This window comes from Rhodococcus sp. FG69, assembly GCF_057808915.1.
The window spans coordinates 196,040-220,466 of record NZ_JBMDIX010000002.1 but is presented as its reverse complement, the minus strand read 5'-3'; the positions used below and the strand labels follow the sequence as shown (position 1 = coordinate 220,466).

Annotated in this window: 24 protein-coding genes and 1 tRNA gene; 13 read left to right on the top strand and 12 right to left on the bottom strand. The window is 62.9% G+C overall.

The annotated features are described in order from the left end of the window. Positions 1–46: 46 nt before the first annotated feature. From ACODSO_RS03455 to ACODSO_RS03445, 3 genes are all read left to right on the top strand, one after another. Complete coding sequence (locus ACODSO_RS03455) at positions 47–1,483, top strand: NCS2 family permease (protein ID WP_489035037.1); 1,437 nt, start codon at positions 47–49, stop codon at positions 1,481–1,483. Further along, positions 1,483–2,565, top strand: coding sequence for an XdhC family protein (locus ACODSO_RS03450; protein WP_489035035.1), 1,083 nt, complete (start codon positions 1,483–1,485; stop codon positions 2,563–2,565). Before ACODSO_RS03455 ends, ACODSO_RS03450 begins: the two co-directional genes overlap by 1 nt. Before the next feature lie 70 nt (positions 2,566–2,635). Then, positions 2,636–2,902 carry a DUF2716 domain-containing protein gene (locus ACODSO_RS03445; RefSeq protein WP_489035033.1) on the top strand — a complete coding sequence of 89 codons (267 nt, stop codon included), beginning with the start codon at positions 2,636–2,638 and terminating at the stop codon, positions 2,900–2,902. A gap of 93 nt (positions 2,903–2,995) precedes the next feature. On the opposite strand, the gene ACODSO_RS03440 is transcribed toward ACODSO_RS03445, so the two are convergent. Continuing rightward, positions 2,996–3,676: a hypothetical protein gene (locus ACODSO_RS03440; RefSeq protein ID WP_489035032.1), complete on the bottom strand. Its 681-nt coding sequence runs from the start codon at positions 3,674–3,676 to the stop codon at positions 2,996–2,998. A 9-nt stretch (positions 3,677–3,685) separates the two neighbouring features. Continuing rightward, the gene (locus ACODSO_RS03435; protein WP_489035030.1) at positions 3,686–3,991 is read right to left on the bottom strand and encodes an amidohydrolase family protein; all 306 of its coding nucleotides are present in this window, start codon (positions 3,989–3,991) and stop codon (positions 3,686–3,688) included. A 159-nt stretch (positions 3,992–4,150) separates the two neighbouring features. Here ACODSO_RS03435 and ACODSO_RS03430 point away from each other — a divergent pair, with 159 nt between their 5' ends. Both ACODSO_RS03430 and ACODSO_RS03425 read left to right on the top strand, forming a co-directional pair. Further along, the gene (locus ACODSO_RS03430; protein WP_068378432.1) at positions 4,151–5,224 is read left to right on the top strand and encodes a class I SAM-dependent methyltransferase; all 1,074 of its coding nucleotides are present in this window, start codon (positions 4,151–4,153) and stop codon (positions 5,222–5,224) included. Positions 5,225–5,259: 35 nt separating this feature from the next. Next, positions 5,260–6,864, top strand: a complete 1,605-nt coding sequence (locus tag ACODSO_RS03425; protein ID WP_489035028.1) for a hypothetical protein — start codon at positions 5,260–5,262, stop codon at positions 6,862–6,864. Positions 6,865–6,927: 63 nt separating this feature from the next. On the opposite strand, the gene allB is transcribed toward ACODSO_RS03425, so the two are convergent. Genes allB through ACODSO_RS03390 form a run of 7 tightly spaced genes read right to left on the bottom strand, consistent with a single transcriptional unit; the run spans position 6,928 to position 14,373 of the window. Next, positions 6,928–8,241 (bottom strand): allantoinase AllB, encoded by a 1,314-nt coding sequence (allB, locus tag ACODSO_RS03420; RefSeq protein ID WP_489035026.1) that lies wholly within the window; start codon positions 8,239–8,241, stop codon positions 6,928–6,930. After that, positions 8,238–9,284 (bottom strand): allantoicase, encoded by a 1,047-nt coding sequence (gene alc, locus ACODSO_RS03415; RefSeq protein WP_489035025.1) that lies wholly within the window; start codon positions 9,282–9,284, stop codon positions 8,238–8,240. The genes allB and alc overlap by 4 nt, the downstream gene beginning before the upstream one ends. After that, positions 9,281–10,429, bottom strand: a complete 1,149-nt coding sequence (locus tag ACODSO_RS03410) for a glycerate kinase (RefSeq protein WP_489035024.1) — start codon at positions 10,427–10,429, stop codon at positions 9,281–9,283. Before ACODSO_RS03410 ends, alc begins: the two co-directional genes overlap by 4 nt. A gap of 2 nt (positions 10,430–10,431) precedes the next feature. Next, positions 10,432–12,231, bottom strand: a complete 1,800-nt coding sequence (gene gcl, locus ACODSO_RS03405; RefSeq protein WP_489035022.1) for a glyoxylate carboligase — start codon at positions 12,229–12,231, stop codon at positions 10,432–10,434. Position 12,232: 1 nt separating this feature from the next. Beyond that, positions 12,233–13,114, bottom strand: a complete 882-nt coding sequence (locus tag ACODSO_RS03400) for a 2-hydroxy-3-oxopropionate reductase (RefSeq protein WP_489035020.1) — start codon at positions 13,112–13,114, stop codon at positions 12,233–12,235. Positions 13,115–13,123: 9 nt separating this feature from the next. Then, the gene (locus ACODSO_RS03395; RefSeq protein WP_489035018.1) at positions 13,124–13,966 is read right to left on the bottom strand and encodes a hydroxypyruvate isomerase family protein; all 843 of its coding nucleotides are present in this window, start codon (positions 13,964–13,966) and stop codon (positions 13,124–13,126) included. Between the two features lie 17 nt (positions 13,967–13,983). Beyond that, complete coding sequence (locus ACODSO_RS03390) at positions 13,984–14,373, bottom strand: allophanate hydrolase-related protein (protein WP_068378451.1); 390 nt, start codon at positions 14,371–14,373, stop codon at positions 13,984–13,986. A 174-nt stretch (positions 14,374–14,547) separates the two neighbouring features. Between ACODSO_RS03390 and uraD the strand changes: the two genes are divergently transcribed. The 8 genes from uraD (at position 14,548) to ACODSO_RS03350 (ending at position 22,564) form a co-directional block, all read left to right on the top strand. Further along, on the top strand, positions 14,548–15,147 hold the full coding sequence (gene uraD, locus ACODSO_RS03385) for a 2-oxo-4-hydroxy-4-carboxy-5-ureidoimidazoline decarboxylase (RefSeq protein WP_489035112.1): 600 nt from the start codon (positions 14,548–14,550) through the stop codon (positions 15,145–15,147). After that, positions 15,140–15,469 carry a hydroxyisourate hydrolase gene (gene uraH / locus ACODSO_RS03380; protein ID WP_489035016.1) on the top strand — a complete coding sequence of 110 codons (330 nt, stop codon included), beginning with the start codon at positions 15,140–15,142 and terminating at the stop codon, positions 15,467–15,469. The genes uraD and uraH overlap by 8 nt, the downstream gene beginning before the upstream one ends. 2 nt (positions 15,470–15,471) lie before the next feature. Continuing rightward, positions 15,472–16,362 (top strand): factor-independent urate hydroxylase, encoded by an 891-nt coding sequence (gene pucL, locus ACODSO_RS03375; RefSeq protein WP_068378457.1) that lies wholly within the window; start codon positions 15,472–15,474, stop codon positions 16,360–16,362. Positions 16,363–16,377: 15 nt separating this feature from the next. Next, a complete protein-coding gene (locus ACODSO_RS03370; RefSeq protein WP_489035111.1) occupies positions 16,378–17,763 on the top strand; it encodes a nucleobase:cation symporter-2 family protein in 1,386 nt (461 codons plus the stop codon). A 154-nt stretch (positions 17,764–17,917) separates the two neighbouring features. Next, on the top strand, positions 17,918–18,679 hold the full coding sequence (locus tag ACODSO_RS03365; RefSeq protein ID WP_068378459.1) for an IclR family transcriptional regulator: 762 nt from the start codon (positions 17,918–17,920) through the stop codon (positions 18,677–18,679). Between the two features lie 96 nt (positions 18,680–18,775). Beyond that, positions 18,776–19,666 carry an SDR family oxidoreductase gene (locus ACODSO_RS03360; protein WP_489035015.1) on the top strand — a complete coding sequence of 297 codons (891 nt, stop codon included), beginning with the start codon at positions 18,776–18,778 and terminating at the stop codon, positions 19,664–19,666. Positions 19,667–19,694: 28 nt separating this feature from the next. Further along, on the top strand, positions 19,695–21,179 hold the full coding sequence (locus tag ACODSO_RS03355) for a flavin-containing monooxygenase (protein ID WP_489035013.1): 1,485 nt from the start codon (positions 19,695–19,697) through the stop codon (positions 21,177–21,179). Between the two features lie 191 nt (positions 21,180–21,370). After that, a complete protein-coding gene (locus ACODSO_RS03350) occupies positions 21,371–22,564 on the top strand; it encodes a L,D-transpeptidase (RefSeq protein WP_489035011.1) in 1,194 nt (397 codons plus the stop codon). A gap of 3 nt (positions 22,565–22,567) precedes the next feature. Here the strand turns inward: ACODSO_RS03350 and ACODSO_RS03345 are convergent, their stop codons facing one another. From ACODSO_RS03345 to orn, 3 genes are all read right to left on the bottom strand, one after another. Continuing rightward, positions 22,568–23,314, bottom strand: a complete 747-nt coding sequence (locus ACODSO_RS03345; protein WP_489035009.1) for a M23 family metallopeptidase — start codon at positions 23,312–23,314, stop codon at positions 22,568–22,570. A 311-nt stretch (positions 23,315–23,625) separates the two neighbouring features. Then, positions 23,626–23,701: transfer RNA gene (locus ACODSO_RS03340), tRNA-His, on the bottom strand. An 87-nt stretch (positions 23,702–23,788) separates the two neighbouring features. After that, positions 23,789–24,391: an oligoribonuclease gene (gene orn / locus ACODSO_RS03335; protein WP_338891077.1), complete on the bottom strand. Its 603-nt coding sequence runs from the start codon at positions 24,389–24,391 to the stop codon at positions 23,789–23,791. Positions 24,392–24,427 lie beyond the last annotated feature (36 nt).

Genomic DNA, 24,427 nt, shown 5'->3' with positions numbered 1-24,427 from the left:
CCACCTACGCTGCCCCTAGCCACCACAGCCCTGGGAGGGCACTGTCATGACACAGCTAGATTCCTCCAGTACCCGCGAACGGAGTTTGTCTCCGCTCGACAAGTTCTTCTCGATCTCCGTTCGAGGGTCGACCATATCTCGCGAAATACGTGGCGGTGTAACCACGTTCGTCGCCATGGCCTACCTGATCGTGCTCATCCCACTGATCATCGGCGATGCCAAGGACGTCACCGGCGCCACTCTCGATCCCGCGCAGCTGTCCACCATGGTTGCGTTGTCGGCCGGGCTGACGACGATCCTCATGGGCGTGGTCGGAAACGCGCCGCTGGCAATGGCTGCAGGCCTCGGCGTCACCCCGATCGTCGTGTTCCAAGCCGCTCCGTACATGACATGGCCGCAGGCGATGGGGCTGGTGGTGCTCGAAGGCGTCGTGATCGTCATCTTCGCGCTCACCGGAATTCGGCAGCTGATCATGGATGCCATACCGCTGGTTCTCAAACAGGCGATCGGCGTCGGAATCGGTGCGTTCATCGCGCTGATCGGACTGGTCGACGCTGGATTCGTCGGACATCATGAATCGGCCGCCACCGCCGTGACTCTGGGTACTTTCGGCAAGCTCGCAGGCTGGCCGGTGTTCGTGTTCTGCGTCGGGCTCGTCGTGATGATCATGCTGTTCGTCCGGCGTGTTCCGGGAGCGATGCTGATCGGCATCTTCGTCGCGACCAACCTTGCGATCATCTTGAACTCGATGATCGACATCGATCCCAAGTCGTGGGGACCCGTGGTGCCCAAGGTGCCTGATTCGATCATCGCTACCCCGCAGTTCGGCCTGCTGTTCGAGGTCGACCTGTTCGGCGGATTCGCCCGAGCCGGTGTCGTCACCGCGTCGGTGGTGCTGTTCACGCTGGTGCTGTCGGGATTCTTCGACGCGATGGGCACCATCCTCGGTGTCGGTGAAGAAGCAGGTTTGGTCGACAAGCAGGGAAAGATGCCCGGCCTGAGCCGCATTCTGACCGTCGACGGACTGGGTGCCGTCGTGGGTGGTGCGATCAACGGCTCGGCCAACACCGCCGTCGTCGAGTCCGCAGCAGGTGTCACCGAGGGCGCCCGAACCGGATTGGCCAGTATCGTGACCGGCGGGCTCCTGACCAGCCTGATCTTCTTCACTCCGCTGGCAGGCGTCGTACCTGTCGGTGCGGCAGCACCCGCACTCGTCCTGGTCGGTGCACTGATGATGACCCACGTCCGCAAGATCGACTGGGAGAACACCGAAATCGCGATTCCCGCCTTTCTGACCATCGTGCTGATGCCGTTCACCTACTCGATCACGGTGGGTGTCGCGGCCGGGGTGATCGCGTACACGCTGATCCGAGTGGCGAAAGGAAAGGTGCGACAGACTCACTGGCTGCTCTACGTGATGTCGGCCATCTTCTTCGTGTACTTCGCGCTGCACCCGATCGAAGAGGCTCTGGGCATTTCGTGATGCGCGACATCGCAGCGAGGTTGGCGCAATGGCATTCCGAGTCGATGCCGTACGCACTGGCCACGGTCATCTCCGTCTCAGGCAGTGCGCCTCGCCTGCCGGGGGCGGCGATGGCCGTCAGTGCGGACGGCGAAGCGGTGGGCAGCGTGTCCGGCGGGTGCGTCGAGAGTGCTGTCTACGAGCTGTGCCGCGAGGTGCTCTCGAGCCGGCAGTGTGTCCGGACGAGTTTCGGGTACAGCGACGATGACGCTTTCGCGGTCGGGCTGACGTGCGGTGGTGTTGTCGAGGTGTTCGTATCCTGTGCTGATCCCGCGTCTTTCGTCGATGCCGTGGGGTGTGGCGAGTCGGTGGCGACTGCCCAGGTTCTCGATGAGTCAGGCGCAATGGTGATGGTCGGAGCTCACGGAGTGTCGGGGACAACGGGGTTCGCAGATGTGGATGCTGTGGTAGCCGACGAGGCGATCGCCATGCTCGATTCCGGTTCGTCGGGAATCCGTTCCGTCCGCTGTCGGCCGGATCTGGAGGTGTTCGTGCAGTCGTACGCATCGAAACCGCGGCTGTTGATTTTCGGCGCCATCGACTACGCGGGCGCACTCGCTCGGCTCGGATCGTTCCTCGGCTACCGCGTGACAGTGTGCGACGCGCGGCCCGTGTTCGCTACGGAAGCGCGGTTCCCGGACGCCGACGAGGTAGTGGTGGAGTGGCCGCACAGCTACCTGGCTCGGACAGAAGTGGATTCGAGAACCGTCGTCTGCGTTCTGACCCACGATGCGAAATTCGATGTGCCGCTGCTGAAGGTGGCGCTGCGTTTGCCGGTTGCGTTCGTCGGTGCAATGGGTTCTCGCCGAACACATGTAGATCGGTTGCGTCGGCTACGGGAGGTGGGGCTCGAGGAGGTGGAGTTGGCGCGGCTGAGGTCGCCTATCGGGTTGGATCTCGGGGCCAGGACTCCGGAGGAGACCGCAGTCGCGATTGCGGCCGAGTTCGTCGCCGTTCGCAGGGGCGGAAGCGCTGTGCCCCTCGTGGCATCCAGCGGACCGATTCATCATGACTACACAGCTTCGCCGTCGGTGTTCGCGTAGTTAGGTTGGGCTGTCATCGCCCGCTCAGCTCGATCGGCTGCTCTCACCCGCAATCGACCGATGCCTGAGAATGGCGGCAGCCGACGTGGAGAAGACTGCGACCTTCGACGCAGCAGCACACGCCACCGCCGAGGGTGCCGAATGGCGAATTCCCGTATATCCGAACGGCGATTACTGTATTTTCGCGCGCGATGGGTTCGACGAAGGAACATTCGGCCACCCGTGGGAACGCACCCTGTGCGTCTACGGGCCACTAATGGTCGCAACTCTCGGTCGTACCTTGGCCACGTGGCTTCCGACAGTCCGCACCGACGGCCGGCAGAAAGAGACCCATTGAGCCGCCCTGCGATAGCCTGCGCTACAACCCGCTGTTGACCGATTGCTCGCACACGCGCAACAATCGCGCAGAACGCCTAGCTCCAAGTCCGAATCAAAGTCCGAAGTCGCGACGGACTTCGGAGAGGAGGATATCGACATACCCACCGTAGGTGCCGCAGGCGTGTGACAGCGCTTGAAAAGCTGCGAGCAGGGGGTTCGGATCGAGGGCACTGAACAAGGCGGGCAGCGCATAGAAAGGGCGGTCGATCGGCCCAGTATTGAAAAGTTCCGCGGCCTGCGATGGATGGCCGCTAGCTGCGGTTCCGAGGGGAATGAACGGTCCTCCGTTCCCCTCGGCTGGAAGATCCTCCTCTATCAGCCTTCTGGTTGCTGCGCTCGGATCGTTGAAGGGCGCCGGTAGGGGCTGTCCTTTGGACAGGGCGGTGAGTGCTGGAACAACCCAACTCCGATTGGCAAGGCCTGCGAATTCGAATGCGCGGGCCGCGGCCCACCGCGCCAGTTCTCGTTGCTGTTGCGACTCCATCGCCGCTATGCCGTTCGAAAGATCAGGCGACCAGTCGAAGTCGTGCGCTCCTGGCACATTCGGTAGTTCCGAAAGTGCGCGCGCCGCAGTGGCCGGATCCAATTCGGTCGTGGGGAAAGCCGTCTCGGAGCTACCGGAGGCGTATTGATCGATTGGGGCCGAATCATGTGTCGCGCCGGCCACGAGTACACCGATTGCGACAATCGACACCACCACCAGCAGGTCGACCCGAAAACCAGTTCTGTGCACGGGACAAAGTTACTGGACGGTGTGGCGTCCGCAGCGTCGGAGAGGATGCTGCGGGGTTCGAATTCGCTGCTTCTGTCGGTCCACGTTGAATCTACTCGGACCACCGAGTTTGCCGTACGCCGTGACGGCGTTCTTGTGGTGCAGCCGAGCCACATCCACCGTGAACTCCTCGTCGGGTGCGAAGACCACCAGATCTGCGACGGCACCGACAGCGATCCGGCCGCGGTCGGTCAAGCCGATCTGATCGGCAGTGTTCGTCGCCATCCATCGCACGACATCGGCGAGGTCGAACCCGCGCCGTAACTCTCCGCTCACGACCTTCCGTTGAGTGGTTGGTGGGTCAGTTACTCTTCCGTGACCATACGGCTCCGAATCTCGTTGTACATCGACACCCGATTGCGGCCTGGGGCCGTACTCACCTCTCCAGAGCAGCGTAAAATGTGATCCACATCACATCGACATTGGAGGCATTTGATGGCGGCGGAGGCGGGTGACCTCGACGAAGTCAAACTTGAGCAAGTCCTCGGACAGCTGGTCGTCGACATGGGCGCAGCCATGAATGGTGCGCTGGTTCTGATTGGGGTCGACCTGGGGCTGTGGCGAGCGCTGGACGACGCCGGACCTATGGACAGTAGTGCTCTGGCGGAAGCGACCGGTATCCGCGAGCGGTACATTCGCGAGTGGCTGGCCGCGCAGGCCGCCAGTGGCTACCTGACCTACGACGCGCACGAAGAAACGTTCACGCTGCCTCCTGAACAGGCAATGGCGTTCGCCCGCGACGACAGTCCGGTGTACATGGCGGGCGGGTACCACCTGATCGGTTCGGTATTCAAGGACCTACCGAAGATCACCGAAAGGATTGGCAAGGGCGAGGGATTCGGTTGGCACGAACACGACCGTGAGCTCTTCTCTGGTACCGAACAGTTCTTCCGACCGGGGTACCGCGCGAATCTCGTCGAATCATGGTTGCCAGCGCTCGACGGGGTGGTCGACAAGCTTTCCGCCGGAGCCACGGTCGCCGATGTTGGCTGCGGACACGGCGTGTCCACCACACTCATTGCGCAGGCATTCCCGAACTCGAGGGTGCATGGATTTGACTACCACGACGCGTCGATCGAGCGGGCCCGCGAGTTGGCGACGGAGCAGGGTGCCGAAAACAACACGGACTTTTCCGTCGCCTCGGCGTCGGACTACCCAGGGAGCGGATACGACCTGATCTGCTACTTCGACTGCCTGCACGATATGGGTGACCCGGTCGGTGCGCTACGCCATGCGCGCGAAACGCTGTCAGACGACGGCAGTGTCATGCTCGTCGAGCCCTTTGCGAACGACAGTCTTGCCGAGAACCTCAACCCGGTCGGTCGGATGTACTACGCGGCATCGACAGTGCTGTGCACTCCGTCCTCACTCGACCAGCCCGTCGCTCTTGGGCTCGGCGCACAGGCGGGCGAGCAGCGACTCGGCGAGGTGGCCGCGGCCGCAGGATTCAGCTCCTTCAGGCGGGTGTCCGAAACCCCGTTCAACCTTGTCTTGGAGGCGCGGCACTGACCCGGCACGATTCGAATGGAAAGTCGAATGCGCCAATGTTGGACACCAGTACCGATCTACCGAAGGACGCACCCGAGGAGATACGAGTCAGGGCAGCTGCCGGGCCGCGGGAGCCCCAATTCGATCCCACGCTCGGAACGGATATCTCAGCAGATTGGCAAGGCACGCCGCCGCATCGATTGGTCGTGATCGGAGACTCCCTCTCCCACGGCTTCCAAAGTGGCGCCATCTTCAACACCGATATCTCTTACCCCGCGATCATCGCTCACGAACTCGGCTGGCTCAATGACTTCCGCTTCCCTCGCTACGCGGGTCCGGGAGGCCTTCCGCTGAACATCGAACTCCTCCTGCGCACACTCGAGGAACGCTTCGGCCCCGAAACCAACGTCTGGGAGATTCCACTGGCCCTGTTTGCCGCACGCTCCTTTATGGATGACGTCGAGGACTACTGGGAACGCGGACCCGGCAAGGAAGCGCCCGCACTCTCGGCGTACTGCCACAACCTGTCGGTCTACGGCTGGAACCTGCGCGACGCGTTGAGCAAGACGGCCGCCAGCTGTGAAAAGGCAATCAAAGCTCCGAACGACGACATCTTCGACCAGGTCGTACAGAACAACAGCGACCGCGCAGCGCTACGGGTCTACCCACATTGGGCACCCGAACAAACGAAGATGACGCTATTTCACACCGCGAAGGCACTCGGTGAGGAACACAACGACGACACCGACTGCGGCATCGAAACCTTGGTGGTGTTCCTCGGCGCCAACAACGCGCTGAAGACGGTCACCGAACTGCGCGTCACGTGGAGCGATGAGAACTTCCGTGACCCCAAGAGGAGGGGCGCATACACCATCTGGCAGCCGGAGCACTTCGCCGCAGAGTTCACCGAAGTCGTCACCGCGGTGAAGGCGATCAAGGCGCGCCACGTGATTTGGTGCACCGTTCCCCATGTGACCATCGCCCCCATCGCACGCGGGCTCGGAAGCAAGGTGATGCCGGGATCACGGTACTATCCGTATTACGCCCGTCCGTGGTTGCGAAACGAAACCTTCAACGCTAAGCAGGACAAACACATCACCGCTGTGCAGGCACGTGCAGTGGACTATGCGATCGACATGTACAACGACACGATCGAGGCGGCAGTTCGGGCTGCACGGGACGGCGCGGACGGTGTCGAACGGGATTGGTACCTCGTCGACATCGCTGGTCTGTTGGATCGAATCGCCTCCCGCCGTTACATCGAGGATCCCGCCGCGCGCCCGGATTGGTGGACCCCGTATCCCTTACCTGCGCCGCTGTCGGCCCTTGATCCGCCCCCCGATTCGCGTTGGCTGACCTCCGACGGTCGCGGAGGCAGGGCCAGCGGCGGACTGTTCTCGTTGGACGGCGTGCACCCGACGACAGTCGGCTACGGACTGATCGCCCAGGAAATGATCAACGTCATGCGGTTGGCCAAGGTGAAGTTCTACCACCCCAGCGGCGCCGAGCGAACAGATACGGTCACCGTCGACTTCGACCGACTCCTTCGTCGCGACACCCTGGTCCGTAATCCGCCCCAAAACATCAACTCCACCCTCGACATCATTGCGTGGGCCGACGAAGCACTCGATTTGATCCGACGCACGCTTGGCAAGCCATGACGAATCAGATCGAGCCCGCGATCATCGAAACCTGTGACGGCGTGCAGTTACGCACGGCGGTAACTACCCACGCACGAGCAATGACGCGCCGGCCAGCCAGGTTCGTCGAACTAACCCGCGCAGACCGAGCTGGTCGTAGGCCGTCACGGCGTTTTTGTGGTGCAGCCGAGCCACATCGACCGTGAACTCCTCGTCGGGTGCGAAGACCACCAGATCTGCGACGGCACCGACAGCGATCCGGCCGCGGTCGGTCAAGCCGACCTGATCGGCAGTGTTCGTCGCCATCCATCGCACGACATCGGCGAGGTCGAACCCGCGCCGTGACGCTTCGGTCCAGACCGCTGGCAACGAGACCTGCAGCGATGCGATCCCGCCCCACGCGTCGCCGAAGTTGCCAGTGTCGAGCCGCTTGAGATCGACGGTGGAGGGGGAGTGGTCGGTGACTATCGTGTCGATGATGCCGTCGGAGAGCCCCTGCCACAGCAACTCTCGGTTTCCGGCCTCGCGGATCGGCGGGCAGCACTTGAACTGCGTTGCACCCGCGGGGATGTCCTCGGCATCGAAGCAGAGGTAGTGCGGGCACGTCTCGGCGGTGACTCGGACACCTGCCCGTCGGGCTGTGGCGATCATGGGAAGCGCATCCGAACTCGACAGATGCAGAATGTGCACCCGGCAACCTGTGCGCCGGGACAACTCGATTACCTGGGAGATCGCCAGATTCTCCGCGGCGCGCGGACGGGATTCGAGGAACCCCGCGTACGCGGTGCCCACGGGCTGCGGCGAGGACGAGATCACGCCCGCATCCTCGGCGTGGACGATCATCAACCCGTCGAACGACGCGATCTCGATCAGTGCCTTCTCGAGTTCCGGTAACGACAGCGGCGGGAACTCGTCGACACCGGAGTGCAGCAGAAAGCACTTGAACCCGAACACACCCGAGTCGTGCAGCGGACGCAGCTGCTCGAGGTTGCCGGGCACTGCTCCGCCCCAGAAGCCGACGTTCACAACGGACTGGTCAGCCGCTACCTCTCGCTTGATCTCGAGTGCGTCGACGTCGACGGTCGGTGGAATGCTGTTGAGAGGCATGTCGATGATGGTCGTGATCCCGCCGGCCTCAGCGGCCCGGGTCGCGCTGGCGAAGCCCTCCCATTCGGTGCGGCCTGGTTCGTTGACGTGAACGTGCGTGTCGACGAGTCCGGGGATCAGCACCTCGTCCGAGCCGAGTTCGACGACCTCGCCGGCTTCGGCCGCGGCGTCGAAAGAACCCAGATGAACAATTCGTCCAGCGCGCACGCCGACCGCAACGGCGATCTCTCGGCCGTCGACGATCGCGCGTTGCGCTCTGATCAGCAGATCGAGATCGAGAGTCTCCCTCATTGCTTTCCGCTCGTGACCAACTGCGAGGCCGACGCCTGCCATGCCTGGTCGACGGTGTCGTGCGCGTCGCCATCGAGCTCTCCGAACAGACGCAGCCGAGAGAGGCCGCCGTCGGGATAGACGTCGAGTCGCAGATGGGTATAGGCGTCGGCGCGATCGATCAGGAAGCGATGACGAGTATCCGGCTGCACCGCTGTGCGAGAGAGAATCTCGGTCCAGGCAGTGTGGTCGGCCTTGTGGCGGTGACGAGAGTCGATGGCGCTGAGCCGAATCCACCCCGGAGCATTGCCCACGTAGTAGCTTGTGTCGACTTCGACGTGCCGCGGCACTCCGGGAGCTGCGAGCTCGAAGATCGCGAAATCGTTTCCGCCGTTGCGTCGTCGAGAGTTCTCCCACCCTTCGCCCATGTTGCGCGCCCGGCCGGGAAGGATGATGTTCGCAGGGGAGGAATAGAAGGCGTCGGAGCACTCGGTGAGTCGTCCGCCGTTCTCGGCCGCCAGTAGATCGACTGTGCCGGAGAGGAATCGCGGATCCTGCACGACCTGGCCGTGTACGCGGAACCGGGCCACCCCGCCGTCGGGATAGATCGACAACCGGACGTGTGTCCAGCGGTGGCGGTCCTCGACTGCATAGCGATTGGCGGTGTCGCCCTCGGCCGGCGCCTTGGTGACGATGGTCTGCCAATCGGCTTTCAGCACCTCCTCGATCGACGGATAGCCCTCGACGAACGCAGCTTCCACCGACACGAACGGCGGGTAGTTGCCCTTGAAATAGGCGGTGTCGACGACCACTCCGTGCACGATCCCAGGCGCGCCGAGGCGGACGATTGCCCAGTCGTGGCCGCCCTCGTCTCGCCGCCTGCGTGTTTCCCACCCGTCGTAAACCTTGCCCTTGTGTCCGAATTCGTTGGGGTCGAAGAAGGGCGCCTCGGGTCTGATCAGGTTCTCGCGTTGCGCGAACAGCTCGTCGTTGGCTGCGGATACACTGCCGCCGAGCGCGCGCGAGGCGAGGTCCGTCAGCAGGGTGAAGTCGGTGGTACTCATGAAACTCCCTCGGATGTATGGATGGTGGATCTGACGACAGGGGACAGGGCGATGAATTCCCCGATACGACGCAGCAGATCGGCGGCGTCACGCATGGACGTGGCGGTGTCGGGTTCGAGATCGCTCAACGTGTAGGAATCGACGACGCCGTACTCGCGCAACGTGTCGGTTCCGACGGTTCGGCGTCCTGACACCGCGACGACCGGGACACCGGCGCTGCGCGCTGCCAGGGCCACTCCGATCGGGGCCTTGCCATGCAGCGATTGTTCGTCCAACGAGCCTTCCCCCGTCACGACGAGATCTGCCGATGCCAGGCGACGGTGGAACTCGATCAGATCGAGGACGGTCCCGATGCCTGGTCGGACGTCGGCTCCCAACACGGCAAGCGCACCGAACCCGGTGCCGCCGCCGGCGCCTGCTCCGGCCACACCGCTGAGATCCCGGCCGATCGCCGATCGCACGACATGCGCCCACTGCTTCATCGCATGATCGAGATGGAGCAGATCCTGTGGCCCTGCGCCTTTTTGCGGCCCGTACACAGCACTCGCGCCGGTGGGGCCCAACAGTGGGTTGTCGACGTCGCACGCGAGTTGGATTCGAGCACGTCGAAGTGCCGGATGCAGCCCCGACGCGTCGAGCCGCGTGGCGCCACGTAGCGCACCCCCTCCTCGTGCGACGTCGTTGCCGTCGGCGCCCTGGATCCGAGCTCCCAACGCCTGAAGCATCCCCGCGCCGCCGTCGGTGGACGCACTCCCACCGAGGCCGAGGACGATGTGATCGGCTCCGGCGCTCAACGCGTGGGCCATCACGGTTCCGAGCCCGAACGTGCTTGCACCGAGCGGATCGAGAGAGTCCACGAGCTCGAGACCGACGGCTGAGGCCAGTTCGACGACCGCAGAGGTACCTCGACGTGCATACGACGTCTCCACCGGCAGCCCCGTCGGACCGTGGCAGGACACCTCCACCGGTTCCCATCCGGCGGAGACCGCGGCGGCGCCGGGACCGTCGCCGCCGTCCGCGACAGGAAGGGACTTGATGCCCAGAGACGGGTCCGCGGACAGCATGCCGTCTCGGAGGGCATCGGTCACCTGCAGCGCCGTGAGCGATCCTTTGAACTTGTCCGGTGCAAGCAGAATTCGTGTCATCTCTAGTCCAACAACAGCAGGGCAGTAGGTGCGTCGGCCGACGTTGCTGCCAGTTCCTCGAACTCGCCGACGTTGTCGATCTCGGTGCCCATCGAGATGTTCGTGACACGTTCGAGGATGACCTCGACGATGACCGGCACCTTGTGCTCTGACGCCAACGTGCGAGCTCGCACGAGCGCCTCGCCGATCAGCTCGGGCTCGGTGACGCGAAGTGCTTTGCAGCCCAAGCCTTCCGCGACCCGGACGTGGTCGACGCCGTACCCCTTGGGGATTCCGGGCTGCGTGTCCTGTGATTCCTGTGTGTTGATGTTGTCGAAACCGAGCTGCACGCAGAAGTCCATGTCGAACGCGCGCTGGGCCTGACGGATGAGTCCCAGGTAGGAATTGTTCACGACCACATGCACGTACGGAAGATTGAACTGCGCGCCGACGGCGAGTTCCTCGATCATGAACTGGAAGTCGTAATCACCCGAGAGGGCAACGACGTCCGCGGACGGGTCGGCCGCGACGGCTCCGAGCGCAGCGGGAATGGTCCACCCCAACGGGCCGGCCTGACCGCAGTTGATCCAGTTTCGCGGCGAGAACACGTGCAGGAACTGTCCGCCGGCGATCTGCGAGAGCCCGATGGTGCTGATGTATCGAGTGTCGCGACCGAAGACCTTGTTCATCTCCTCGTAGACCCGCTGCGGTTTTATGGGGACGTTGTCGAAGTGCGTGCGCCGGTGCATCGTGCGCTTGCGGGTGGCACACTCGTCGACCCAGCCGGTGAGGTTGCGTAGTGTGCCGGCCGAAGCGCGTTCCTTGGCGACGGCGATGAATTGCTCCAGCGCAGCCTTGGCGTCGGAAATGATTCCGTAGTCGGGCGCGAAGACCCGGCCGATCTGCGTCGGCTCGATGTCGACGTGAATGAACGTGCGGCCCCTGCGGTAGGTGTCGAGGCCCCCGGTGTGCCGGTTGGCCCAGCGGTTGCCGATACCCAACACGAAGTCCGACGCCAACATCGTCGCATTTCCGTAGCGATGCGCGGTCTGCAGTCCGACCATGCCCGCAGCCAGACGGTGGTCGTCGGGAATGGTTCCCCAGCCCATCAGCGTCGGGATGACGGGAACGTCGAGAAGTTCGGCAAGTTCGACGAGCAACTCGGACGCGTCGGCGTTGATGATGCCGCCGCCGGCCACGATCAACGGTCGCTCGGACGCGATCAGCATGTCGATTGCCTTCTCGGCCTGTGCACGTGAACAGAGCGGCTTGTGCACGGGGAGCGACTGGTATGTGTCGGGATCGAACTCGATCTCGGCAAGCTGCACGTCGATGGGCAGGTCGATGAGAACCGGGCCGGGGCGTCCTGAACGCATGAGGTGAAATGCTTGGGCGAAGGCGCCTGGGACCTGGGCGGGTTCGAGAACGGTCATCGCCATTTTCGTGACTGGCGCGGCGATGGCGGCGATGTCGACGGCCTGGAAGTCTTCCTTGTGCAGGCGGGCGACGGGGGCCTGGCCGGTGATGGCAAGGATCGGAATCGAGTCCGCCATCGCCGAATACAAACCGGTGATCATATCGGTTCCGGCGGGGCCGGAGGTTCCGATACAGATACCGATGTTGCCTGCGGCCGCGCGGGTGAATCCCTCGGCCATGTGCGAGGCACCCTCGACGTGGCGGGCGAGGACGTGCCGGATGCCGCCGTGGTTGCGCATCGCGGAGTAGAAGGGGTTGATGGCGGCACCGGGCAGTCCGAACGCCGTCGTGGCGCCTTCGAGCTCGAGTATCTTGACGGCGGCGTCCGCCGCGCGCATCTTCGCCATGTCAGTTCTCCTTGCCGGAAAGGCGTGCGACCCCGCGGTACAGAGCCGAATGATCGAGTGAGCCATCACCGTTCGCGCGGGCCGACGCCATCAGCTGAGCGAGGACTGCGCCCATCGGGATGACCACGCCGGCTTCGCGTGCAGCAGAGGTGACGATGCCGAGGTCCTTGTGATGCAGGTCGATTCGGAAACCGGGGTCGAAATTGCGGTCGAGGATCTTCTGCGCCTTCTGGTTCAGCACAGCCGATCCGGCGAGACCGCCGCCGAGCACCTCGACCGATGCGGCCAGGTCGACTCCGTACGCTTCGAGGAACGCAATGGCCTCCGCGAGGACCTGAATGTTGCCGGCGACGATGAGCTGGTTGGCTGCTTTCACCGTCTGTCCTGACCCGTTGGGCCCGACGTGCACGACGGTTTTGCCGACGACATCGAGTATCGGCTTGGCCGAGGCGAAGTCCTCGGGGCTGCCGCCGACCATGATGGACAGGGCGGCGTTCTCGGCGCCTGCCTGACCACCCGAGACGGGTGCGTCGATCAGACGGAAACCGCGGGTCGCGGCTTCTTCCGCGAGGGTGGCCGTCACATCGGGACGAATGCTCGAGAAGTCGATGACGAGAGCGCCGCGTCGAGCATTCTCGAACACGCCGTCCTTCCCGGTGAGGACGTCCTGCACGTCGGGGGAGTCGGGAACCATGATCGCGACGACGTCGGCGTCGGCGACTGCTTTGGCGATCGAGTCGGCAGCGACACCGCCGGCGTCGACGAGCGGCCCGGTGCGATCGGGTGTGAGGTTGTAGCCGACGACCTGGTGGCCGGCGTTGGCGAGGTGCACGGACATGGGACTGCCCATGATTCCTAGACCGATGAATGCGATGGTGCTCATGAGTGTCCTTTACGTCGTGGTGGTGCGGGCGAGCCCCGGAGTGGAGCCTGCGGAACGATCTGACTGGATCCAGGAGAACGTGTCCGGGCGGGTGGCTTTGTATTCGAGTCCGATGTAGCCGTCGTAGCCGTTGTCGGCGAGTTGCTTCAGATGCGAGTCGAGATCGAGGTTTCCGGTTCCCGGTTCTCCGCGGCCGGGGGAGTCGGCAATCTGTACGTGCCCGATCAGATCGCGATAGTCGTCGAGAACTGCCTTGACGTCGTCCCCGTTGACGTCCAAGTGGTACAGATCGGCGAGCAACCGAAAATTGTGTACGTCGTGTTCGCGTGCGACACGACGGATGGTCGCGACAGCTCCGGCGGCATGCTTCAACGGGTACCGAGGAGCGCCGCTGACGGGCTCGATCAGTACGACAGCACCGATGCGGGCCGTGGCAGTTCCTGCCGCTGCAAGGTTCTCGATGGCGACCCGGTCCTGCTCGATCGGGTCTATCTCGTCGATTCGATTGCCGTACAGGGCATTGAACGCTTTGGTTCCCAATGCTTCTCCGATTCCGACGACGACATCGATGTTGTCGCGGAACGCCTGGACCTGGGCAGGATCGGACAAGATGCCTCGGTCACCCGCAGGCATGTTGCCGGCGGCGAAGTTCAGTCCGGTGAGTTGGACCCCTGCGTCGCGGACGGCGGCGATGAACGTCGCGACGTCGGTATCGGCCGGCACGGGGGAGTCGAACGGCCACCAGAACTCGACGGCGTCGAAACCTGCATCCTTGGCGAGCTGCGGTCGCTCCAGGAGCGGGGTATCGGTGAACAGAATGGAGCAGTTGACGGTGTACGAATTATGCTGCATACAAGTTCCTTTCGGATCTACGGTGTCGGAAGCCCGCGGTAGCGACGCCAACTCCCCGTGTGGGTGATGTCGGTGAGTTCGTCGGGCTGCGCCGCCAGGACACCCGGCCTCAGGCCGACACCGAGTACCGAGCGGCCGTCGTCGAGGGCAACGACGGTGAGTTCGAGCTCCGGTGGTTCGTCCGGCAGGAACGCGGTCCGGATGTCGTCCAGGGGGATGTCGTAGAGCTCACCTTCGATGGCCGCGCCCGCCGTGTGGTCGAGCAGCAGCGCGGGAAACTCGTCGCGTACCGAATAGAAGCGGTAGCTGGGCGTGGTGCGGACAGTGCCGACGAACGGGTGGGAGGACACGTTGTGGTGAAGACTCCCTCCGCGCATCGCTCCGCCGTTGCAGAACAGCTCGGTCATGTAGATGACTCCTCTCGGATGGACGATCGCGGTTTGAAAGTCCGTATTGTGGAATAGTAATTCCACGAATGAACCAAGTGTGACGTGACACACTCGATCCTGTCAACCTCTGGGTCGCCGATCAAGATCAATTCCACGATGCGAAATCTGTTGTGTATGAACCTGAATGGCGAAATGCTGGCTGTCTGCCGATTGCCTATTGACAGCACTTGTGACGGCTGTCACGCTCAATATATGGAATTACTGTTTCGCAATACGGAATTTGAGCTCGAAGGGTGCTCAGGTCGCTTCAATGCGACGCCCGACATGGATATGCACCGCGCCCTGCAGCTCTGCCTCGACGTACCTCGCTGGATTGCGGCAATAGCCGTCGCACGTCCGTATCCGAACGACGACGCTCTCGTATCCGCAGTCTTCACGGCGGCCGATCCGCTCACCGAGGACGAGATAGCGTGCGCCTTGCAGGTCCACCCGAGGATCGGTGAACGCCCGGACGGGGACGACGGGCATGCCGAGCAGGCACGCGGGGAGCAATCGGGTGTCGATATCACCCAGACGCACGTTCGGCGTCGCCTGCGGGACGGCAACCTCGAGTACGAACGCCGCTTCGGTCGAGTCTTTCTCATTCGAGCGGCCGGACGCGATGGTTCGGAGATCCTGGCGGCCCTCGAACAGCGGCTAGACAACGACCCCGCCACCGAGCTACGCATCGTCGAACGTGAGTTGCGCGAGATCGCCGCACTTCGACTCGTGCGAGGGTTCGCCGATGCCTGACCGCAGCCTCATCAGCACGCACGTTCTGGATGCGTCGACTGGTACACCAGCGCAGGGGATTTCGGTGACTCTCACCGGCGGGAGCGATGTGGCGTCGGGCGTGACGGACGCGCAGGGTCGGATAGCCGATCTAGGGCCCGCGTCCTTGCCTCCCGGCCGCTACCGTCTCATCTTCGAGACCGGCCGTTACTTTGCCGATCGAGACGTCGAAACCTTTTATCCCGCAGTGGAGATCGTGTTCGAGATTCTCGCCGACGCCTCGCATTACCACGTTCCACTTCTTCTCAGCCCGTGTGCATTCACCACCTATCGAGGGAGCTAGACATGAGTATCGTGCTCGGAGCAAACCAGTACGGCAAAGCCGAATGCCGACTCGTACGCATCGACCGGGACACCCCGCGTCACCGCATCACCGACGTCAGTGTCACGTCGCAGTTGCGCGGCGACCTCGAAGCCGTACACACGGTCGGCGACAACAGCCACGTCGTTGCCACCGACACGCAGAAGAACACCGTCTATGCATTCGCACGCGATGGCATCGGCGCCATCGAGGACTTCGCGATGCGGCTCGGTGCACACTTCACCGGCAGTTTCGACTGGATCGACGGTGGCAGGTGGGAGATCGAGCAGTACAGCTGGTCTCGCATCCCGTCGGGCACCGACGGATACGACCACTCGTTCGTCAAAGGTAGCGACGAGAAGCGAAACACCATCGTGACCATCGACGGTGACACCACCACTGTCATCTCGGGCATCACCGATCTCGTCGTGTTGAATTCGACGGCGTCGGAGTTCTGGGGATACCCCAAGGACCGGTACACCACCTTGCAAGAGACCACGGATCGCATTCTGGCGACCTCGGTCAGTGCTCGTTGGCGCTACCTGTCGACGGACCTCGACTTCGACAAGACATTCGACGACGTCCGCGCGATCATGCTCGACGCCTTTGCGTCGACCCACTCGTTGGCTTTGCAGCAGAGCCTGTTCCAGATGGGAACCAAGGTACTCGAAGCCCATCCCGAGATCGGTGAGATCAAGTTCTCGATGCCGAACATTCATCACTTCCTCGTGGACCTGGAGCCGTTCGGACTGGACAACCCGGGGGAAGTGTTCTACGTCGCCGATCGTCCCTACGGATTGATCGAAGCCACCGTCGAACGGGACGACGTTCCAGGCGCCGGCCGCGTCTGGGATACCGTTCCCGGATTCTGCTAGGAGCGCGCTGTGAAGCTGACGAAGCACGCACGCTCGCATCATGACCCCGCCCGTCCCGAGGACGAGCGGTTGTCGATCGGAAGGTCGTACATCTATGGACTGCAGCACATCCTGACGATGTACGGCGGCGTGATCGCACCACCACTGATCGTCGGTGGTGCGGCAGGCCTGACTGGAACCGAGATTGCCATCCTGGTCTCCGCAGCCCTGTTCGTCAGCGGAGCGGCGACGATGCTCCAAACTCTTGGACTACCGTACGTGGGTGCCAAACTTCCACTCGTGCAGGGAATCTCTTTCGCCTCGGTGTCGACGATGGTCGCCATCGCCAGTGGCCCGGGTGGGCTGAACTCGGTCTTCGGCGCCATCATCGCTGCAGGCGCGATCGGTATTCTGATCACCCCGTTCTTCAGCAAGATAGTTCGGTTCTTTCCTCCCGTCGTCACCGGGACGATCATCACGGTCATCGGCATCTCACTCCTTCCTGTCGCCGTGCGGTGGGCGATGGGCGGAGATCAGGAAGCGACGGACTGGGGGTCGATGTCGAACATCGGGCTCGCAGGATTCAGTCTCGGCGTCGTATTGCTGGTCAGTCGGCTCGTGCAAGGCACACTCTCACGGCTGTCGATCCTCATCGGCATCGTCGCAGGGACCGTGTTTGCATTCACGATCGGCAAGGCCGACTTCTCCGATGTCGGTGACGGCAGCGTCTTTGCCCTTCCGGAGCCGTTCGTGTTCGGCGCGCCCGTCTTTCAGATCGGCGCGATAGTCTCGATGGTCGTCGTCATTCTCGTGATCATGACCGAGACGACCGCCGACATCCTCGCGGTCGGTGAGATCGTCGGCACCGAGGTCGACGCCAAACGTGTGGGCGACGGGCTGCGTGCCGACATGATCGCCACGACTGTCGCTCCCGTGTTCGGAACCTTCCCGGCCAGCGCGTTCGCGCAGAACGTCGGTCTCGTCGCAGTCACCGGCATCAAGAGTCGCTACGTCGTGGCAGCGGGTGGATCGGTGCTGCTTTTCTTGGGGCTCTTCCCGGTGTTGGGTCGGGTCGTGGCAGCAGTGCCACTGCCGGTGCTCGGCGGAGCGGGCATCGTCTTGTTCGGATCGGTGGCTGCCAGCGGCATCAGGACGCTGTCGAAGGTGAGTTTCGATGGGAACCTGAACCTGGTGATCGTCGCTGTCGCCATCGGATTCGGCGTGATCCCCATTGCTGTGCCGGGCTTCTACGCGGCGTTCCCCGAGTGGGTGCACGTGATCTTCGATTCCGGCATCAGCGCGGCCAGCATCGTCGCGGTGTTGCTCAACATCTTCTTCAACGTGTTCACGCGGGGGCACAAGACGTCCCCGTCCGTGGTGACCGCTGCACCTCCCGTCGCCACCAAGCATCACTTGGGCTGACCGGAGTGCACACTATCGTCCGGAATCGGCGAAGAGCCGTCGATTTCGGGCGATAGTGTGCAGCCAGGTCCGGCCCTCTCTCATACCAGGGAAGACGAGGAATCTTCCGCTTGGTGGAATAGTGTGGATAGAACCCGACAGTGAGAGGTGGCCAGTGGCAGCGAGCGGCGGCGTTCAATCGGTCGAGCGGGCTTTCGAATTGCTCGACATCATGGCGTCCTCGGGCGGATCGATCGGAATCAGTGAACTCGCGGAGGCAGCCGATCTGCCCATGCCGACCGTGCACCGATTGATCGGAACACTGGTCTCCCTCGGGTACGTGCGAAGGCTTGCCACACGACGGTATGCGCTGGGAACGAAGCTGATCGGCCTCGGCGACAGCGCCACGAAACTGATCGGCGGGTGGGCGAAACCGTATCTTGCAGAATTGGTTCGGCAGACCCACGAGACGTCGAACATGGCCTTCCTCGAGGACGACATGGCCGTCTACGTAGCCCAAGTTCCCTCCGAGCACGCCATGCGGATGTTCAACGAGGTGGGTCAGCGAGTGCTGCCGCACTCGACCGGCGTCGGCAAAGCTCTACTGGCGCAATTGGACGACGACGAGGTGCGCGCGCTGGTGTCGCGGACCGGAATGACACCACGGACCGTCAACACGCTGAGCACGCTCGACACTCTCATGGCCGATCTCGAACTGGTCCGCACCCGCGGGTATGCGATCGACGACGGGGAACAGGAAATCGGCGTCCGGTGCTTCGCAGTGCCAGTGGTCGGCGCACCCACCCTGACCGCGATGTCCATTGCTGGCCCCACCGCCCGGGTGACTCTCGAATCCGCTGAACAGTTCGTACCGCTACTCCTCTCCGCTGCAGAACGGTTGTCGAAGGACCTTTCGAGCGATTTGCAGTCCAGATGATTCCTCCTCCGATCTTGACACCCGTCCGTATCAGATGGAAAGTGACACGTAGCAGTTCCCAATAACGGGGGGAACGGAATCTGGAGGTGACGGGCTGTGCCCACACGCTCGAACAAAGCAGCGCCCACGCTCTCGCACAAGGTCGTGCTCATCACCGGTGCCGCACGCGGAATCGGAGCCGAGACCGCTCGCGCGCTGGCAGCCAAGGGCAGCAAGCTGGTGCTCACCGACGTGGACGAGACGCCGCTCCGTGAATTGGGACTCGAACTCGGCGACTCCGCGTTGACCGTCGTCGCCGACGTTCGTGATCTGGCTGCCATGCAGGCCGCAGTCGACGAGGGGATCGTGAAGTTCGGGGGTATCGACCTCGTGTTGGCCAACGCTGGAATCTCCAGCTACGGCTCGGTGCTGCAGGTGGACCCCGAAACGTTTGCGCGAGTGCTCGACATCAACATTCTCGGGGTGTTCAACACGGTCCGCGCGGCACTGCCGTCGCTGATCGAACGTCAGGGCTACATCCTCGTCGTGTCCTCGCTCGCAGCCTTCGCGCCGTGCCCGGGGCTCGCGGCGTACAACGCCAGCAAAGCCGGGGTCGAGCAATTCGCCAATGCGCTTCGTCTCGAGGTCGCGCATCAGGGTGTCGCGGTGGGATCGGCTCACATGGCCTGGATCGACACCCCGCTCGTGCGAGACGCCAAGGAAGACCTGGGAGCATTCCGCGAAATGCTCGACGTGATGCCGGGACCGTTCGGGCAGACGATGACCGTCGACAAGTGCGTCGACGCCTTCGTCGACGGCCTCGAAAGTCGCAAACGCAAGGTGTACGTGCCCCGATGGGTGGCGTTCGCGGGCCACTTCCGGTCGGTGCTCAATTCCGCCGTCGGCGATCGTGCGCTGCTGAAGCATGTGCCACGGTTGCTTCCGAAGATGGACGCCGAGGTGGCCGCACTCGGCCGTTCCACGAGCAAGCGAAACATCGCACCTTGATCCAGCCCACTCTGACGAAAGCTGTTCGATGACAACGACATCTCCCTCGGAAACGCAAGACGACGCCGAAATCGCGACGGTCGACGTCCTGATCGTCGGCGCCGGGCTGTCCGGCATCGGTGCGGCACATCACCTGCAGTCGAAACTGCCCGGCAAGACCTACGCCATTCTGGAGAGCCGCGGCGCGATCGGTGGCACATGGGATCTGTTCCGCTACCCGGGGATTCGCTCGGACTCCGACATGTACACCCTCGGATACAACTTCCGGCCGTGGATCGGTGACAAGTCGATCGCCGACGGTTCATCTATCCGGGAGTACATCGAAGACACCGCGCGCGAGGGTGGGATCGACAGCCACATCAGATTCCACCACAAGGTCATCTCCGCGGAGTGGTCCACGGCGGAGACGACGTGGACCGTCACGGCTCTGCGGTCGGACACCGGTGCCACAGTGCAATTCAAGGCATCGTTTCTCATGTGCTGCAGCGGCTACTACGACTACGACAAAGGCTTCACCCCGGACTTCGCCGGTATCGAGAACTACGGTGGGACCGTTGTTCATCCACAGCAGTGGCCCGAGGACCTCGACTACGCAGACAAGAAGGTCGTCGTGATCGGGAGCGGGGCAACGGCGATCACGCTGGCGCCCAACCTTGCTCGCGAAGCGTCGCATGTCACGCTGCTTCAGCGTTCGCCGAGCTACATCATGTCGCTGCCGTCGAAAGATCCCATCGCACTTGCTCTCCGCAAGGTTTTACCTTCTCGCGCGGCGTACAGCGTCACCCGCGTCAAGAACGCGGTCACGGCCATCGGCATGTACGTTCTCTGCCAGCGGTATCCGAAGTTCATGAGGAAGCGCATTCGCAAGCTTCAGGAAGGGTGGCTCCCCGCGGGCTACGACCTGGACACGCACTTCACCCCGAAGTACAACCCGTGGGATCAGCGGTTGTGCCTGGTGCCGGACAACGACCTCTTTCGATCGATCCGACGGGACGAGGTCGAATTCGTCACAGACCACATCGACCACTTCACCGAGACCGGTATCGCCTTGAAGTCGGGGAGGCACCTCGATGCAGATGTCGTCGTCACTGCAACCGGACTCAATCTGGTCGCCTTCGGACATGTGGATCTGAAGGTCGACGGGCTCGAGGTCGAACTCACGGACACCATGGCGTACAAGGGCATGATGTTGACCGATGTCCCCAACTTCGCCTTCGTCGTCGGATACACGAATGCATCGTGGACGCTCAAAGCCGATCTTGTCTGCGACTATGTCGTTCGACTCCTCGAACACATGGACAAGAACGGCTTCCGTGAGGTGCGACTCGAACGCGACTCGTCGGTGGGGGAGGAGCCGTTCCTCGATTTCGCAGCCGGGTACGTGCTCAGGGCTGTCGATTCGTTCCCCAAGCAGGGGTCGGTGGCACCATGGCGGCTCCGGATGAACTATTTCCGTGACTTGCCCGCGCTGCGGTTCGGGAAGCTCGTCGACGAGAACATGAGCTTGCGGTGATGACGCGTCACTGCGGCGGGACATCCGCGGTGTGAAGTAACACAGACCCGTAACCGGGCGATTGGTATTCGAATCGTTATTCGGGGAGCGGCATTTCGGTTGGATGCCCAGGCCGTGGCCTGGCAGTATTGCGTCGAAGTGTCCGCCCCGGGTAGACGCTCGGAATCGGTCGGTCTGGAAGTGGAGTGTTCATGAGGATCTCGCGCGGAGTCGTATTGGCCGCGGTGGTGACAGTGGCGGCAACGGTCGCCCTGTCCGGATGCACGTCGTCGGCGGACAGCGCAACCACTGCTGCCCCCATCGACTCGAACCCGATCGCTGAACTCCTCAAGCCCAAGCTGTCCTCCACCGTCGCCGACGGAGCCGTGGGATTCTCACCCGCCGATCCGGTGACCGTCACCGTCGCCGACGGCAAGTTGGCGAACGTGACCATGCTGAACCCAGAGGGTGTCCCGGTAGCCGGGGCAATCTCTCCGGACGGCATGAGCTGGACCAATACCGAACCGCTCGGGTACAACCGGCAGTACCGCGTGCAGGCCGACGCCTATGGTCTCGGTGGGTCGAGCAGTACCGTCAGCAGCTTCACCACGAGTCAGCCGGGCAACTTCACCAAGCCGTACGTACTGCCGTACGAAGGCGACGTCGTCGGAATCGGCCAGCCGGTTGCGGTCCAATTCGACGAGACCATCACCGACAAGATCGCGGCGCAGAACGCGATTCAGGTGACCACCACGCCCGCCGTCGAGGGCGCGTTCTACTGGGTCAACGACCGCGAGGTTCGATGGCGCCCGCAGAACTACTGGGCGTCGGGCACGCGCGTGGACGTCGCAGTCAACGTGTACGGCCGCGATCTCGGTGGCGGCATTTTCGGTCAGGAGAACGCGACGACGTCGTTCACTATCGGCGACGCCGTCGTTGCGACCGCCGACGACAACACCAAGCAGGTCACCTTCAGCGTCAACGGACAAGACGTCATCACCATGCCGACGTCGATGGGCAAGGACAGCACGCCGACGGACAACGGTGTCTACATCATCGGCGACCGCTTCGAGCACCTCGTGATGGATTCGTCGACGTACGGCGTGCCGGTGAACTCGGCAAGCGGATACCGCACGCCCGTCGACTGGGCCACTCGGATGTCCTACAGCGGTATCTTCTTCCACTCGGCGCCGTGGTCGGTCGGGCAGCAGGGCTACTCGAACGCGAGCCACGGCTGCCTCAATCTCAGCCCGTCGAACGCGAAGTGGGTCTACGACAACACCAAGCGCGGCGACATTGTCGTCGTGAAGAACACCGTGGGCGGCACCCTGTCCGGCACCGATGGGCTCGGCGACTGGAACATTCCGTGGGAGGAATGGAAGGCGGGCAACGCCACATCGGTGTAGACGCTAGCGGTCGTCGTCCTTCGCATACCGTGCGGGATCGATCCCGAGCGTCTTCAGATAGGCGACGGGTTCGACGCTGGAGCCGTTGTTCCTGACTTCGAGGTGGAGGTGTGGCCCCGTCGAGTTGCCGGTGCTGCCGACAGTTCCGATCTGGTCTCCCGCCTCCACCGTGTCGCCGACCTCGACGCCGATGCTCGACTGGTGCCCGTAGTACGTCACCGTGTTGCCGCTCTTGACGCGTACGAGATTGCCGTAGCCATCGCCTGCGTCGCCTGCCTGCTCGACGGTTCCTCCGGTGACGGCGTAGATCGGGGTTCCCGACGGTGCGGCGAAGTCGACGCCCTGGTGGAACTGGCCGCCGTTGCCGGTGGGGTTGTTGCGGCCGCCGTATCCGGATGAGATTTCGTAGCTGCGCGCCGGTAGCGGCAAAATCGAGCCGCCGAGTCCGACTGCTGGGGGAGCGGCCGTGATCTCCGGCTCGTCCGCAGTGGTGTCCTCGCTCGGAGCGGGGCTGAAGTCGGAATCGAGAATTACGCCGGCGACTTCGCTGATGAGTGCGCCTGTGGCGTCCAGAACGGCGGCGAGGATTGCTGACCGCTGTTGCGCGTCAGGCTGCGGTATCGGGACCTCGGGCAGGTCGATGGTCGGCTGCGCTGCTGCAACAGCCGGGTTGATCAGACCCGTGGCACCGATGCACAACGCCGCCGACAACACCGAACCCGCAATAACCCTGTGAACTCTTCGACCCACGTCTAGTGCCTCCTCGTCTCTGCCCGACGGATGTATCCCATGTGGGCTTCGTACCGGTGGCGCGTTTCGGGGCGCGTTGAATCAACGCTGAACGTTCACAGCTTTAACGTTGGTACTTTTCTTCCCCAAAAGTGCCATTTGTAACCGTACGTCACATGAACCCCATAGGAAACTCGAAAGTTGAATTACAACAACGTAATTCGTTGTGCGCCTTTCCCACCCGTGTGCGGGTAGTTGTCTTCTGGGGGGCAATACCGACTGAGGACACAAAAAAGCCGGCCTCCGTGTGGAGACCGGCTTTCTTGCTTCTATGGGGTGAGTGACGGGACTCGAACCCGCGACACCCAGGATCACAACCTGGTGCTCTACCAGCTGAACTACACCCACCATAACTGCATCCACTTCGCCCTTTCGGGCTCTGTATCAGCAGCGGAGATAATACTAGCGGTTCGATTCTCCAGTTGCGAATCGCCCTCAGGTTGGCGTGTCGAGACCTTCGACGACGGCCGCGATCTCGCTGGTCGACGGGCCTGGAGGGGCCACGAAGACGGTCTGGCGGTAGTACTGCAGCTCCTTGATCGACTCCTTGATGTCTGCCAACGCGCGGTGCGCGAGACCCTTCGCCGGCTGACCGAAGTAGATCCTCGGGTACCACCGACGTGAGAGCTCCTTGATCGAGCTGACGTCGATCATGCGGTAGTGCAGGTAGGTGTCCAGCTCGACCATGTCGCGCGAGATGAAACCGCGATCGGTGGCGATGGAGTTGCCTGCAAGCGGAACGGTCCCCGCGACCGGCACATGCTCACGGATGTACGCCAGTACCTGCTGCTGAGCTTCTTCCAAACTCACCGTGGATGCGCGCACCTCCTCGGTCAATCCGGACTTGGCATGCATCTTCTTCACGACGTCGGGCATTCCGGCGAGAGCGTCGTCGTCGGCATGAATGACGATGTCCACGCCCTCACCGAGGATTTCGAGCTCACTGTCGGTGACGAGCGCCGCGATTTCGATGAGTTTGTCCTTCGACAAATCCAAGCCGGTCATTTCGCAATCTATCCACACAAGTTTGTCCTGCACGAGACACACACTAGTGCGAGCATGCTCACCGCTAAG